Raw genomic sequence first — 13,354 nt, forward strand, 5'->3', positions numbered from 1 at the left:
CTGTGGCGGGCGGAGTTTTCCGGCGGCATTGCCTGCCTCCGGCAGCTAGTTCAAAGCGACACCTTTTCTCATCCCGCTCCACCACCCGCTTTCACCCGCTACTAGAATGTTCCAACGAAATATGCCCACCCTCGCCGCACTTCAGGAAAAACGATTCACGACCTCGCCACGCGGCTCCGCCGCCTCCCCCCGTCCTGCGGCCCCGTCCGCCTCGTCGGCGTGGACGGGCACGCCGGCTCCGGAAAGTCCACGTTCGCCGGGCAGTTGGCCCGCGCGCTCGGCGACGCCCCGGTGCTGCACCTCGACGACATCGCCAGCCACGACGAGCCGTTCGAGTGGACCGAGCGCCTGCTGACCCAGGTGATCGAACCGCTCGCCCACGCCGAGACCGCCCACTACGCCCCCTACGACTGGCGGGCCCGCCGCTTCGGAGCGCCCCTCGCCCTGCCGCCCGCCCCGGTGATCGTCATCGAGGGGGTCGGCGCCGGCCGCCGCGCGCTGCGCCCGCATCTCGCCCGGCTGCTGTGGATGGAGCTGGCGCACGAGGAATCGTGGACACGGGGGCGCTCGCGGGACGGGGAGGAGCAGCGGGAGTTCTGGGACGGGTGGGTCAGGGCGGAGCGCGAGCACTTCGCAAATGACCCGTCCCGGCCGTTCGCCGATCTTCTGGTTCGGCAGTGCGGCAAGGGATATGAGGTGACTCCTGGGCCTGCCGGGACCGTTGGACCAGACCAGGCCATCACGCACGGTGACGACCCATCGGCAATGTGCTGAACTTGTGAAGAGCCTTGCGGGAGAAGTTCCCGGAGTGCTTCAACTCGGCTTGACCCGGGGGCCGTACAGGACTTACGTTCTCAATGTGCGGCCATTCGAAGCCGCCCACACACGCGAAGCCCCCGGTTGTTCCCCCGTGATCGGGGGCTTCGTTCTGCCCTCACCCCCTTTTTCCGGGCGCCGAGAGACGCGATTCGCTCACCCTCGGTCACCAAGCGCGGTGCGCCCGATCTGCTCCCACCTCGCCAAACGGCCCGTGCGGCACCCTGGGGCGGGCCACACCCTCGCAGGTACGATGCCCTCGGTGCGCCCTACGGCTGCTCTGCGCACCGTTGCAACTCCGGTCCGCGGTACGGCGGTTCGATCAAGGCGGACGACGCGCGACCGGTCGCCAACCGACGGGGGCACGGTTTGTGGGGGGACGTGATGGACTTCGGCACGCAGGGCCCCGAGGCCCCGGCCGACCTCGCTTGGCTGCGAGGCGTGGATGCCTACACGATGGGGGCGTATCCGCAGGCGGAGGAGGAGTTCCGTACCGCGGTGCGGATCGATCCCGGGATGGCCGACGGCTGGCTCGGGCTGCACGCGCTGCGCGTCGACACGACGACCGCGCTGCTGCGGATGTTCCGGCACCGGGAGCGCTTCGGGGAACAGCGCACCCGGCACCGGCGGACGATCAACTCCTGGTACTGGCTGGGCTGGTGGGTGCAGCCCGTCCTGGAGAGCCCGCGCGACCTGCTGCTGGCCCACGCCTCGCACTGGCTGGACGGTCGGCACGTCCCTGAGCTGGACCGCGCGCTGGCCGGGCTCCCGCCCGTGGACACCGACCACCAGGTCCGCTTCCTGCACGCCTGCCGCGCCTACCTGGTCAAGGACTGGGACCAGCTCGTCCGGCACACCGACCCGCTGCTCGACGACCCGCTGCTCGGCATCGAGGCCGGCCTGTTCGGCGGTATGGCACGGGTACGGCTGGAGACGTACGGGCAGGCCGAGCCGCTGCTGTCGGCCGCGCTGATGCGCTGCCGCAGCGAGCAGCCACAGCGCAAGGAGCTGCGGTACTGGCTGGCACGGGCGCATGAGGGCACGGGCCGGTCCGCGGCCGCCCTCCCGCTCTACCGCGCCGTGCACCGCGTCGACCCCGCCTTCATGGACACCTCGGCCCGGCTCGCGGCGATCGCCGAGGGCGACGGCTACGACGACACCGCCGACCTCGCGGCGATCACGCTCACCGGGGTCGGACAGGACATGGCCGACGGTCCCGACGGGCTCGACCCGCTCTTCGGTATCGAGGGACGGGACCTGAGGCTGCCGGACCCCGACCTGCCGCCGGCCGGTCCGCTGCCGTCGGTGGTCGATCCGGCGGTGCGCGAGAAGACGGCCGTACCGCAGCAGTCGCTGCCCGCCGGGCCCACCGACCCCGGGTTACTCGAGGAGGCGCTCGCCGAGCTCGAGCGCATGGTGGGGCTGGAACCCGTCAAACGCCAGGTCAAGGCGTTGTCCGCCCAGTTGAACATGGCCCGGCTGCGCGCCGGGCAGGGCCTGCCGGTGCAGCCGCCCAAACGGCACTTCGTCTTCTCCGGCCCCTCCGGCACCGGCAAGACCACGGTCGCCCGCATCCTCGGCCGCGTCTTCTACGCTCTCGGCCTCCTCGGCGGCGACCATCTCGTGGAGGCCCAGCGAGCCGATCTGGTCGGCGAGTATCTGGGCCAGACGGCCGTGAAGGCCAACGAGCTCATCGACTCCGCGCTCGGCGGTGTCCTGTTCGTGGACGAGGCGTACTCCCTCTCCAACTCCGGCTACGGCAAGGGCGACGCCTACGGCGACGAGGCCCTCCAGGTGCTGCTGAAGCGGGCCGAGGACAACCGGGACCACCTGGTGGTGATCCTGGCCGGCTACCCGGAGGGCATGGACCGTCTGCTGGCCGCCAATCCGGGCCTGTCGTCCCGCTTCACGACCCGCGTCGACTTCCCGTCCTACCGGCCCCTCGAACTCACCTCGATCGGCGAGGTGCTCGCCGGGGACAACGGGGACGTGTGGGACGAGGAGGCGCTGGACGAGCTGCGGTCCATCGCCGGGCACGTGGTCGACCAGGGGTGGATCGACGAGCTGGGCAACGGGCGGTTCCTGCGGACGCTGTACGAGAAGAGCTGTGCGTACCGCGATCTGCGGTTGACGACCTATCCGGGGGCGTTGACGAGGGACGACCTGTCGACGCTTCGGTTGCCGGATCTGATGCAGGCGTACGGGGAAGTGCTGTCGGGGCGGGGCCCGCAGGATCCGTCGACGATGTGACGGACCTGGGGCAGTGCCCGGTGCTGTGGTTGCCGCTGGGGCCCGGAGGGCCCCAGCGGCACGGCTGCCCGACGGAGGCGGCGCGCTCAGCCCGCCAGGGCCTCCTCCGGCTCCCCGCTGTTCACCCGGGGCCCCGTGACGCGTACCTCCGGCAGCTCCCGGTGTGCCGGGTCCCGTACCTCGCCGACCAGCAGCTCCAGTACGTCCTCCAGCGCGACGAGGCCGAGCACCTTGCCGGACGCGTCGGCCACCTGGGCCAGGTGGGTCGCGGCGCGGCGCATCACCGTCAGGGCGTCGTCCAGCGGCAGTTCCGAGCGCAGTGTCGTCATCGGGCGCCACACGTGCTGCGGCACCGCCCGTGTCGACTGCTCCAGATCCAGTACGTCCTTCACGTGCAGGTAGCCCATGAAGGCGCCGGTCTCCGCCGCCACCGGGAAACGGGAGTACCCCGTGCGGGCGGTGAGCGCGACGATCTGCCCGGGGGTGACCGACGGGCTGACCGTGACGAGGGACTCGCGCTTGAGGAGTACGTCCGTCACGGGGCGGGAGCCCAGTTCCAGCGCGTCCTCCAGACGTTCCTGCTCCTCGGGGTCGAGCAGGCCGGCCTGGCCGGAGTCCTCGACGAGGCGGTTGAGCTGTTCACTGGTGAACACCGCCTCGATCTCGTCCTTCGGCTCGACGCGGAAGAGCCGAAGGATGGCCTGGGCGACCGCGCCGAGGGCCACGGTGATCGGCCTGCAGAAGCGGGCGAACCAGACCAGGCCCGGGCTGAGCCACAGCGCGACCTTCTCCGGCGCCGCCATCGCCAGGTTCTTCGGCAGCATCTCGCCGATGACCAGGTGGAAGAAGACCACCGCGGCGAGCGCGATGACATAGGTCAGCGGGTGGATCAGGCCCTGCGGCAGATGGACCCACTCGAACACCGGCTCCAGCAGATGCGCCACCGTCGGCTCGGCGACCGCGCCGAGCGTCAGCGAGCAGACCGTGATGCCGAACTGGGCCGCCGCCATCATCTGCGGCAGCCGCTCCAGGCCGTACAGCACCTGGCGGGCGCGCGCCGTGCCCAGCGGTTCGATCTGGCTGCGGCGGACCGAGACGAGGGCGAACTCGGCGCCGACGAAGAACCCGTTGGCGAGCACGAGCAACGCGGCGAAGAGGAGTTGGAGCACGCTCATCGGGCGACCTCCACCACGGCGCCGGTCCTGACCAGCCGGACCCGTTCGGCCCGGTAGTGGCCGACCCGGCGCACCGACAGCCGCCAGCCCGGCAGTTCCGCCTTGTCGCCGACGGCCGGGATGCGCCCGAGCAGGTCGGCGACGAGTCCGGCGACGGTCTCGTACGGCCCCTCGGGCACGTCGAGTCCTATGCGCTGGAGGATGTCGACGCGGCAGCTGCCGTCGGCGTCCCAGGCGGGCCGGCCGTCCTCCGGCGGGGCGGCGGCGAGTTCGGGCAGGTCCTGGCCGTCGTGTTCGTCGCGGACCTCGCCGACGATCTCCTCGACGATGTCCTCCAGCGTGACCACGCCGGCTGTGCCGCCGTACTCGTCGACGACGACCGCGATGGGCTGCTCGCTGCGCAGCTGGGCGAGGAGGGGCTGGACCGGCAGGGTCTCGGGGACGAGCAGCGCCGGGCGGGCAATGCGGCCGACCGGGGTGCGCAGACGATCACTCGAACGGACCGCCAGCGCGTCCTTCAGATGGACCATGCCGACGACCTCGTCGATCTTCTCCCGGTAGACCGGGAAGCGGGACAGACCCGTGGCGCGGGTCAGGTTCACCACATCCTCGGCGGTCGCCGACGACTGCAGCGCGCTGACCTTCACGCGCGGCGTCATCACGTGCTGCGCGGTGAGCTCGCCGAGCGACAGGGTCCGTACGAAGAGATCCGCGGTGTCCTGTTCCAGGGCGCCGGCCTGGGCGGAGTGGCGAGCCAGGGAGACGAGTTCACCAGGGGTGCGGGCGGAGGCCAGCTCCGCGGTGGGCTCGATGCCCAGGGCGCGCACGAGCCGGTTGGCGACGGAGTTCAGCCCGGCGATCACCGGCCGGAACAGGCGTGCGAAGACGTGCTGCGGGCCTGCGACGAAGCGCGCGACCTGCATCGGCCGGGACACCGCCCAGTTCTTGGGCACGAGCTCGCCGATCACCATCTGCACGGCCGAGGCCAGCAGCATGCCGACGACCACGGCCACCCCGGACACCGCGCCCTCGGGGATGCCGATCGCGGTGAAGGGGCCGCCCAGCAGCTCCGCGAGCGCCGGTTCGGCGAGCATGCCGACGACGAGGGAGGTGATGGTGATGCCGAGCTGGGTGCCGGAGAGCTGGAAGGACAGCTCCTTCAGCGACTCGACGACCCGGCGGGCCCGTCGGTCGCCCTCGGCCGCGGCCTTCTCGGCGTCCGTGGCCTCGACCGTGACCAGGCCGAACTCGGCGGCCACGAAGAAGCCGTTGGCGAGGATCAGAAGGAACGCGGCTGCCAGAAGCAGCAAGGGGACGCTCATGATGCCGCCGCCCCGGTATGTCGGGAGGGGGCGGCGCAGGTACTACAGGACGATCCGTCCATCGCTGGAGGGAATCACTCCTCGGGTAGCAGGGGGCCTCTGAAGTCCGGATGGAACATCAGAAGCGGAGGCGCCAGAAAACGCCTCCGCCAACAGATTAATCAAGACATGGGGATTTACGGCAGGGTGAAGGTACCGGAGTCAGCTCTGATGGTCCTCGGGGTCCCTGATGGCGCGGGCCTCGGCAAGCGCCCGCAGAGCGCGCGCGTCGGCGATGGCACGCTGCTTGGCGATGCCCGGCTGGATGCCGAGCGCCGGCAGGCTGGTGCCGTCGCTGAGGTCGAGGAACACCCAGGGATCACCCGGGCGGAGGTTCACCTGGAGGATCTCGGCCCACTCCAGACGGCGCCTGCCGGCGATGTTCACCACGGTGACGCCGGACTCGTCGGCGACGACCTTGACGCGCGCCAGCATGGCCAGCACGCCGAACATGAGCGCGCCGGTGAGGATGAAGCTGAGGCGTTCGCCCGGGCCGAGCTTCTCCAGCAGCAGCGCGACCGCCGTGATGACGACGAAGATCGCGATGCCGGCGGTGAGCAGGACGGCCCGCGTGCGACCCGGCCGGAACGTGACGGGCAGGGTGGGCAGTTCGGAGGACATCGGTGTAAGGCCCCTCGGGTCAGAGGCGGCAGGCGTGGATGGCCGTGGTCAGGATGGCCCGGGCACCGATGTCGTACAGGTCGTCCATGATCCGCTGGGCCTCCTTGGCCGGAACCATCGCCCTGACGGCGACCCAGCCCTCGTTGTGCAGCGGCGAGACCGTCGGGGACTCGAGGCCCGGGGTGAGGGCGACGGCCTTCTCGAGCTGCTCGACGCGGCAGTCGTAGTCCATCATCACGTACGTCCGGGCGACCAGGACGCCCTGGAGGCGGCGGAGGAACTGCTGCACCTTGGGCTCTTCGGTGTCCGCTCCGGTGCGGCGGATGACGACGGCCTCGGACTTCATGATCGGCTCCCCGAAGACCTCCAGGCCCGCGTTGCGCAGGCTGGTGCCGGTCTCGACGACGTCCGCGATGACCTCGGCGACGCCCAGCTCGATGGCGGTCTCGACGGCACCGTCCAGGTGGACGACCGCGGCGTCGATGCCGCTGTCGGCGAGGTGCTTGGCGACGATGCCCTCGTAGGAGGTGGCGACCGTCTTGCCCGTCAGGTCCTCGACGCCCCTCGCCGCGCCCGGCTTGGAGGCGAAGCGGAAGGTGGAGCGGGCGAAGCCGAGCGGCAGGATCTCCTCGGCGTTGGCGCCGGAGTCGATCAGCAGGTCGCGTCCGGTGATGCCGATGTCGAGACGGCCCGAGGAGACGTAGATCGCGATGTCCCGGGGGCGGAGGTAGAAGAACTCCACCTCGTTCACCGGGTCGACGATCCGCAGCTCCTTGGACTCCCGGCGCTGCTGGTAGCCGGCCTCATGCAGCATCTCCGCCGCAGGGCCGGACAGGGAACCCTTGTTGGGGACGGCGATGCGCAGCATGAGGTCGGCTTCCTTTGCTTTGTTGTGTCGTACGGCGGTGGGTGCGGGGGTCGGCTCAGAGGTGGGCGTAGACGTCGTCCAGGGAGATCCCGCGGGCGACCATCATCACCTGGACGTGGTACAGCAGCTGCGAGATCTCCTCGGCTGCCGCTTCCTTGCCCTCGTACTCGGCGGCCATCCAGACTTCGGCGGCCTCCTCGACGACCTTCTTGCCGATGGCATGGACGCCCTTGCCGACCAGTTCGGCGGTGCGGGAACTGGCGGGGTCGCCGTGTGCGGCCTTGTGCTGGAGCTCGTCGAAGAGCTCCTCGAACGTCTTCTTGGACATGGTGACGCTCAGCCTATGCCACACACGGGATGCGTCAGCGCCATGGTTCAGATACTGAGCGGAGCGTGGCCGCCGTGGCCACGGCCGCCGTCACCGCCTCGTGTCCCTTGTCCTCGCTGGAGCCCTCGATGCCCGCCCGGTCCAGGGCCTGTTCCTCGGTGTCGCAGGTCAGCACGCCGAAGCCGACGGGGACGCCGGTCTCGACCGACACCTGGGTCAGGCCCTGGGTCACGCCCTGGCAGACGTACTCGAAGTGGGGGGTGCCGCCGCGGATGACGACGCCGAGGGCCACGATCGCGTCGTAGCCACGGCCCGCGAGGACCTTGGCGACGACCGGGAGCTCCCAGCTGCCGGGGACCCTGAGGAGGGTCGGCTCGTCGATCCCCAGGTCGTGCAGGGCGCGCAGCGCGCCGTCGACCAGACCGTCCATCACCTTGTCGTGCCACTGCGCCGCGATGACCGCGACCCGAAGGTCGCCCACATTGCGTACGGACAGCTCCGGTGCGCCCTTGCCGCTCACGTTCTTGTGTCTCCTCGGTGTGCTACTGGTTGCTGCAGGTGGACACGGGGGCCGTGTCCAGCCAGGGCAGGTCGTGTCCCATCCGGTCCCGCTTGGTGCGCAGGTAGCGGAGGTTGTGCTCGCCCGCCTGTACAGGCATCGGCTCCCGGTCGGTGACCTTGATGCCGTGCCGGACGAGGGCGTCACTCTTGTCGGGGTTGTTCGTCATCAGGCGGACGCTGGTGATTCCCAGGTCCGCCAGGATCTGCGCACCGGCGCCGTAGTCGCGGGCGTCGGCGGGCAGGCCGAGTTCGAGGTTGGCGTCGAGGGTGTCGCGGCCGCGCTCCTGGAGCTCGTACGCCCGCAGCTTGGACAGCAGGCCGATGCCGCGTCCCTCGTGTCCGCGCAGGTAGACCACCACTCCCCTGCCCTCGTCCTGGATGCGCTGCAGGGAGGTGTCCAGCTGGGGGCCGCAGTCGCAGCGCAGGGAGCTGAACACGTCGCCGGTGAGGCACTCGGAGTGGACGCGGACCAGGACGTTCTCGCCGTCGCCGATCTCGCCGTGCACGAGGGCGACGTGCTCGACGCCGTCGACGGTGGAGCGGTAGCCGTACGCCGTGAAGGTGCCGTGGGCGGTGGGGAGCCGGGTCTCGGCCTCACGGCGGACGGTGGGCTCGGCGGAACGGCGGTAGGCGATCAGGTCCTCGATGGAGATGATCGTCAGGCCGTGCTTGCGGGCGAACGGGATCAGCTCGGGCAGCCGCAGCATCTCGCCGTCCTCGCCGGCGATCTCGACGATGGCACCGGCCGGGCGCAGCCCCGCGAGCCGGGCGAGGTCGACGGCGGCCTCGGTGTGGCCGTTGCGCACGAGGACACCGCCGGACCTGGCGCGCAGGGGGAAGATGTGGCCGGGGCGGACGAGGTCCGACGGCTCCGCGCTGCCGCTCGCGAGGAGCTGGAGCGTGGTCGCGCGGTCCGAGGCCGAGATACCCGTGGTCACACCGTGCGCGGCGGAGGCGTCCACGGACACCGTGAACGCGGTCTTCATCGACTCGGTGTTGTCGTCGACCATCTGCTGGAGTCCCAGCCGGTCCAGTTCCTCGGGCTCCATGGGCGCGCAGATCAGGCCGCGGCACTCGCTCATCATGAAGGCGACGATCTCGGGGGTCGCGTGCTCGGCGGCGACGACGAGGTCGCCCTCGTTCTCCCGGTCCTCGTCGTCGACGACCACGACCGGACGGCCCGCGGCGATGTCGGCGATGGCCCGCTCGATCGGGTCGAGGGTGAGGTCCTCGAAACCGTCGGTGCTGTACAGGATCGGTGCCGTGGTCATGCCGGCGCTCCTTCCAGGACGGGCCGCGCGTTCTCGCGGGAGCGCAGCCACCAGTCGCGCATGCCCCACAGGACGAGTGCGCCGTAGATGACGTAGACGAAGCCGGAGAAGGCGTAGCCGTTGGTGAAGTTCAGGGGGACGCCGACCAGGTCGACGAGCAGCCAGGCGAACCAGAACTCGACCATGCCGCGTGCCTGGGCGTACATGGCGACGATGGTGCCGACGAATATGTAGGCGTCGGGCCAGGGGTCCCAGGACAGGGTCGGGTACGCCTTGAAGAACAGCGCCACCGCGACGGTGCCGGCGGCGGCCGCCGCGATCATCGCGCCGCGCTCTCGCCAGGTGGCGAACCGTACGGCGATGTGGCCGTCCGCCGTGCGGCCCTTGTCGCGCTGCCACTGCCACCAGCCGTACAGGGCGACGAGCATGACGACCGCCTGCTTGCCCGCGCTGCCGGTGAGGTGGCCGAAGAAGGCGCCGAAGAGGATCAGACCGGCCAGGAACTGCACGGGCCAGGTCCATATGGACCGGCGCCAGCCGAGGGCGAGGGCGGCCAGGCCGAAGAGGTTGCCGATCATGTCCGACCAGAGGATGTGCTGGCCGAAGAGGACGAACGCCTCGGAGTTCAGCGAGTTCACTTGGCCGTCGCCCCTTCGGAGGAGATCCGGTCGCCCAGCATCCGCTCGACGTACTTGGCGATGACGTCGACCTCGAGGTTGACCGGGTCGCCGGGCTGCTTCCGGCCGAGCGTGGTCAGGTCGAGGGTGGTCGGGATGAGGCTGACGGTGAAGTAGTCGGGTCCGGCGTCGACGACGGTGAGGCTGATGCCGTCGACGGTGATGGAGCCCTTCTCGACGACGTACCGGGAGAGGTCCGCGGGGAGCGAGACCTTGACGATCTCCCAGTTCTCGGAGGGCTTGCGCTCCAGCACCTGTCCGGTGCCGTCGACGTGCCCCTGCACGATGTGCCCGCCGAGGCGCGCGCCGACGGCCATGGGGCGTTCGAGGTTGACGCGGGAGCCGACGGTGAGAACGCCCAGGCTGGAGCGGTTGAGGGTCTCGGCCATCACGTCGGCGGTGAACTCGTCGCCCTCGTGGTCGACGACCGTGAGGCAGACGCCGTTGACGGCGATGGAGTCTCCGTGCTTCGCGCCCTCGGTGACGACGGGGCCGCGCAGTCGGAAGCGACAGGCGTCGTCGAGGGTCTCGACGGCCGTGACCTGGCCCAGCTCTTCGACGATTCCGGTGAACACTTCCCGGGTCCTCCTGCCACATAGGGGCACGGACTCCGGGGCTGTCGATGACGACAGAATGTACGAGCAGGAACACCGGGGGCGACGCCGGACAGGGTTCGCCTCAACGACGAACCGGTACGGCGACGCGCACGAATGCCCGCCCGCCGCGCACTGCCTCCCATCCGGACTTTAACCGTCGGTCCAGGAATTTCACCTGGTCAACCGGCCGCTGGAGGCGACCGGGTCGCGGACTGTAACCGCCGGTTCGGACTTTCACCGACCCCGGAGTGCGCTGCTTCTGGTACACGGCCAGTGTGCCACGCCTGATCGATGTCCATGCGGGCGAATGCTGTGGGGTGCCTCACAGGCCGCGTGGCTGGATTTCTTCGATTCGAGATTGGTCCATACCTATTGACTCACTGGTCTAGTCCTCCTTAGGGTCGGCGCAACTCACCTGGCCAGGAACGACTTTGGGATTCGGGAACCCCTTCCCCCCGTGCCACCTCTTCCAGTGGAGAGCGCTGGAGAGCGCACGGACACCGGCGACCGGGGCGGGCAGCAGGACCTCGAAGTCTGCTGAGCCCCGCGCAGACGGCCGGCGGCGGTGACGACGGCCCTTGCCCGCCGCCGGGTCTCCCAAGTCCCGCTTCCGGCGGTTCTGGCAGGGTGAACGGCATGACGACTGCGACCGCCGACGAGTTCGAGACCCACCGGCCCCGGCTGTTCGGCCTGGCCTATCGGATGCTGGGCTCCGCCGAGGAGGCCGAGGACACCGTCCAGGACGCGTTTCTGCGGTTCAGTGGCGCCGACCGTGCGCGGATCGAGCACCCGGCGGCCTGGCTGGCCAAGGTCGTCACCAACCTCTGTCTCACCCGGCTGACTTCGGCCAGGGCCCGGCGCGAGCAGTACGTCGGGCCCTGGCTGCCGGAGCCCGTGGTGACCTCGGACGGCACGCTCGGACCACTGGAGTCCGCCGAGCAGCGCGATGCCGTGTCCATGGCGATGCTGGTGCTGCTGGAACGGCTCACGCCGACCGAGCGGGCCGTGTACGTGCTGCGGGAGGCGTTCGCGTACGGCCACCGGGAGATCGCCGGGGTGCTGGATCTGACCGAGGCCAACTGCCGTCAGCTGTACCGGCGGGCGGTCCAGCGGGTGGGTGAGGCGCGGTCGCGGTTCGAGTCGACTTCCGAGCGGCACGAGGAGCTCGTCACGTCCTTCGTCGCGGCGGCCCGCGAGGGCGACCTCGGCGGGCTCGAGAAGCTGCTGGCGGCCGACGTCGTCTGGTCGAGCGACGGCGGCGGCAAGGTCACGTCGGCCCGGCGGCCGATCCTGGGCCGGGAGAAGGTGTCACGCTTCCTGGCGGGCGCGACGCGGACGTTCCTGGCCGGCCTGGACTTCACGGCTGTCGAGGTCAACGGTTCGACCGCGGTGGCCGCGTGGGCGGGCGACACGCTGCTCTCGGTGGTGGCGTTCGAGCTGCGGGACGGCGTGGTCGTGCATGCGTGGGCCGTGGTGAACCCGGACAAGCTGGAGTTCGTACGCCGGCAGCTGGCGCGGGTGTAGCGGAGCGCCGCGGGGCCGTACGGGCGCCCGGCTGTCACATTTCACGCGGGTACTCGGTCCTCGTTGACGAGGGGCGCTCCGGCCGGGAGCGCCCGGCGTGCGAAGGGGCTGAACTGCATGACCACGATCCTGGTGACCGGCGGTACCGGAACGCTCGGCCGGCTCGTCACCGAGCGGCTGCGCGCGGACGGGCACGAGGTGCGGGTGCTGAGCCGGCACGCCCAGCCCTACGCCGTCGATCTGCGCAAGGGCGGCCCCGGCCTGGACACGGCGGTGGAGGGCGTGGACACGATCGTGCACTGCGCGTCCTCGCCGGGCGGGGGTGACCAGGAGGCGGCGGCACATCTGATCGCGGCGGCGCGCAAGGCGGGCGTACGGCACCTGGTCTACATCTCGATCGTCGGCGTCGACCGGGTACCGCTCGGCTACTACCGGGCCAAGCTCGCCGTGGAGAGGCTGATCGAGGAGTCGGGGCTCGGCTGGACCGTGCTGTGCGCGACGCAGTTCCACGACCTGCTGGTACGGCTGTTCGGGATCCTGTCCAAGCCGCCCGTCATGCTGCTCCCGGCCGGCGTGAAGGACCAGCCCGTGGAGGTGGCGGAGGTCGCGGACCGCCTCGCCGAACTGGCCCTCGCGGCCCCGGCCGGGCGGGTCGAGGACATGGGCGGCCCCGAGGTGCGGACCTTCGACTCCCTGGCCCGCGCGTACCTCAAGGCGACGGGACGCAAGCGGGCCGTGGTGAACGTGCCGCTGTGGGGCAGGGCGTACCGGGGGTTTCGCTCGGGCGGCCATCTGACGCCGGGGCGGGCGGTGGGCAAGGGGTCGTTCGAGGAGTATTTGGGGCGGCGGGGCTGACGGGGCGGTGGGCTGGGTGGGAGGGCTGACGGGCGGGGGGGGTGCCTGGGTGTGGGGCTGACTGGACGGGATGTCTGACTGGGCGGGTCGTCTGACCGGCGCGCCGTCTGGCCGGACGGGTCGTCTGACCGTCGCTTCCAAGACGCCCGGGTGGCCTGGTGGCCGTCCGGGGCGGGTGCGGGCGGCGCCCGAGCGGCGACGTGCGGGGGTGGGAGCGAGCCGCGCCGTGCGGGGAGTTGGTCGTGGAGCTGACGCTTCCCGCGCCCGCGGCACCCGAGAAGCTGTGCTGCGCCCTGTGCGACGCGATGAGCAGACGACGCGGCCACCCCGTCCACTTCCGTACGGCCGCCTTTCCGCGGCCCGGAGGCGGGGCAAGCGGCGCCTGAGCGGCGGTCCGGGAACGGGCAGGAACTGGCCGGCGGTTCCAGGGGGCGGGCACGCCGCTGACCAG

General features: G+C 70.7%; 13 protein-coding genes, 1 pseudogene and 1 riboswitch. Of the genes and pseudogenes, 5 read left to right on the forward strand and 9 right to left on the reverse strand.

The window, feature by feature from the left end; genetic code table 11:
* Nucleotides 1–153 precede the first annotated feature (153 nt).
* Both AB5J49_RS08305 and AB5J49_RS08310 read left to right on the forward strand, forming a co-directional pair.
* Nucleotides 154–774, forward strand: coding sequence for a uridine kinase (locus AB5J49_RS08305; protein WP_369175077.1), 621 nt, complete (start codon nt 154–156; stop codon nt 772–774).
* Nucleotides 775–1,200: 426 nt separating this feature from the next.
* Nucleotides 1,201–3,066, forward strand: coding sequence for an AAA family ATPase (locus AB5J49_RS08310; RefSeq protein WP_369167874.1), 1,866 nt, complete (start codon nt 1,201–1,203; stop codon nt 3,064–3,066).
* Nucleotides 3,067–3,152: 86 nt separating this feature from the next.
* On the opposite strand, the gene AB5J49_RS08315 is transcribed toward AB5J49_RS08310, so the two are convergent.
* The 9 genes from AB5J49_RS08315 to AB5J49_RS08355 all read right to left on the reverse strand — a co-directional run bounded on the left by AB5J49_RS08315 (nt 3,153) and on the right by AB5J49_RS08355 (nt 10,503).
* Entirely contained in the window at nt 3,153–4,241 is a 1,089-nt protein-coding gene (locus AB5J49_RS08315) for a hemolysin family protein (RefSeq protein ID WP_369167875.1), read from the reverse strand.
* Nucleotides 4,238–5,563: a hemolysin family protein gene (locus AB5J49_RS08320; protein ID WP_369167876.1), complete on the reverse strand. Its 1,326-nt coding sequence runs from the start codon at nt 5,561–5,563 to the stop codon at nt 4,238–4,240. Before AB5J49_RS08320 ends, AB5J49_RS08315 begins: the two co-directional genes overlap by 4 nt.
* 201 nt (nt 5,564–5,764) lie before the next feature.
* Entirely contained in the window at nt 5,765–6,223 is a 459-nt protein-coding gene (locus AB5J49_RS08325) for a PH domain-containing protein (protein ID WP_369167877.1), read from the reverse strand.
* Between the two features lie 19 nt (nt 6,224–6,242).
* Nucleotides 6,243–7,091 carry an ATP phosphoribosyltransferase gene (gene hisG / locus AB5J49_RS08330; RefSeq protein WP_369167878.1) on the reverse strand — a complete coding sequence of 283 codons (849 nt, stop codon included), beginning with the start codon at nt 7,089–7,091 and terminating at the stop codon, nt 6,243–6,245.
* A gap of 55 nt (nt 7,092–7,146) precedes the next feature.
* The gene (locus AB5J49_RS08335; RefSeq protein WP_369167879.1) at nt 7,147–7,419 is read right to left on the reverse strand and encodes a phosphoribosyl-ATP diphosphatase; all 273 of its coding nucleotides are present in this window, start codon (nt 7,417–7,419) and stop codon (nt 7,147–7,149) included.
* A 34-nt stretch (nt 7,420–7,453) separates the two neighbouring features.
* Nucleotides 7,454–7,939, reverse strand: a complete 486-nt coding sequence (ribH, locus tag AB5J49_RS08340; protein ID WP_369167880.1) for a 6,7-dimethyl-8-ribityllumazine synthase — start codon at nt 7,937–7,939, stop codon at nt 7,454–7,456.
* Nucleotides 7,940–7,961: 22 nt separating this feature from the next.
* Nucleotides 7,962–9,251 carry a bifunctional 3,4-dihydroxy-2-butanone-4-phosphate synthase/GTP cyclohydrolase II gene (locus tag AB5J49_RS08345; protein WP_369167881.1) on the reverse strand — a complete coding sequence of 430 codons (1,290 nt, stop codon included), beginning with the start codon at nt 9,249–9,251 and terminating at the stop codon, nt 7,962–7,964.
* Nucleotides 9,248–9,889 carry a nicotinamide riboside transporter PnuC gene (locus AB5J49_RS08350; RefSeq protein ID WP_369167882.1) on the reverse strand — a complete coding sequence of 214 codons (642 nt, stop codon included), beginning with the start codon at nt 9,887–9,889 and terminating at the stop codon, nt 9,248–9,250. Before AB5J49_RS08350 ends, AB5J49_RS08345 begins: the two co-directional genes overlap by 4 nt.
* The gene (locus AB5J49_RS08355) at nt 9,886–10,503 is read right to left on the reverse strand and encodes a riboflavin synthase (protein ID WP_369167883.1); all 618 of its coding nucleotides are present in this window, start codon (nt 10,501–10,503) and stop codon (nt 9,886–9,888) included. The genes AB5J49_RS08350 and AB5J49_RS08355 overlap by 4 nt, the downstream gene beginning before the upstream one ends.
* Nucleotides 10,504–10,649: 146 nt before the next feature.
* Nucleotides 10,650–10,780: riboswitch (FMN riboswitch) on the reverse strand.
* A gap of 380 nt (nt 10,781–11,160) precedes the next feature.
* Between AB5J49_RS08355 and AB5J49_RS08360 the strand changes: the two genes are divergently transcribed.
* From AB5J49_RS08360 to AB5J49_RS08370, 3 genes and pseudogenes are all read left to right on the forward strand, one after another.
* Nucleotides 11,161–12,048, forward strand: coding sequence for an RNA polymerase sigma-70 factor (locus AB5J49_RS08360; RefSeq protein WP_369167884.1), 888 nt, complete (start codon nt 11,161–11,163; stop codon nt 12,046–12,048).
* A gap of 117 nt (nt 12,049–12,165) precedes the next feature.
* A complete protein-coding gene (locus AB5J49_RS08365; RefSeq protein ID WP_369167885.1) occupies nt 12,166–12,903 on the forward strand; it encodes an SDR family oxidoreductase in 738 nt (245 codons plus the stop codon).
* Between the two features lie 200 nt (nt 12,904–13,103).
* Nucleotides 13,104–13,283, forward strand: a pseudogene (locus AB5J49_RS08370) (toxin-antitoxin system, toxin component); the annotation flags it as partial.
* Nucleotides 13,284–13,354: the final 71 nt, after the last annotated feature.

Origin of the sequence: Streptomyces sp. R28, assembly GCF_041052385.1 — a bacterium.
Taxonomy (GTDB): Bacteria; Actinomycetota; Actinomycetes; order Streptomycetales; family Streptomycetaceae; genus Streptomyces.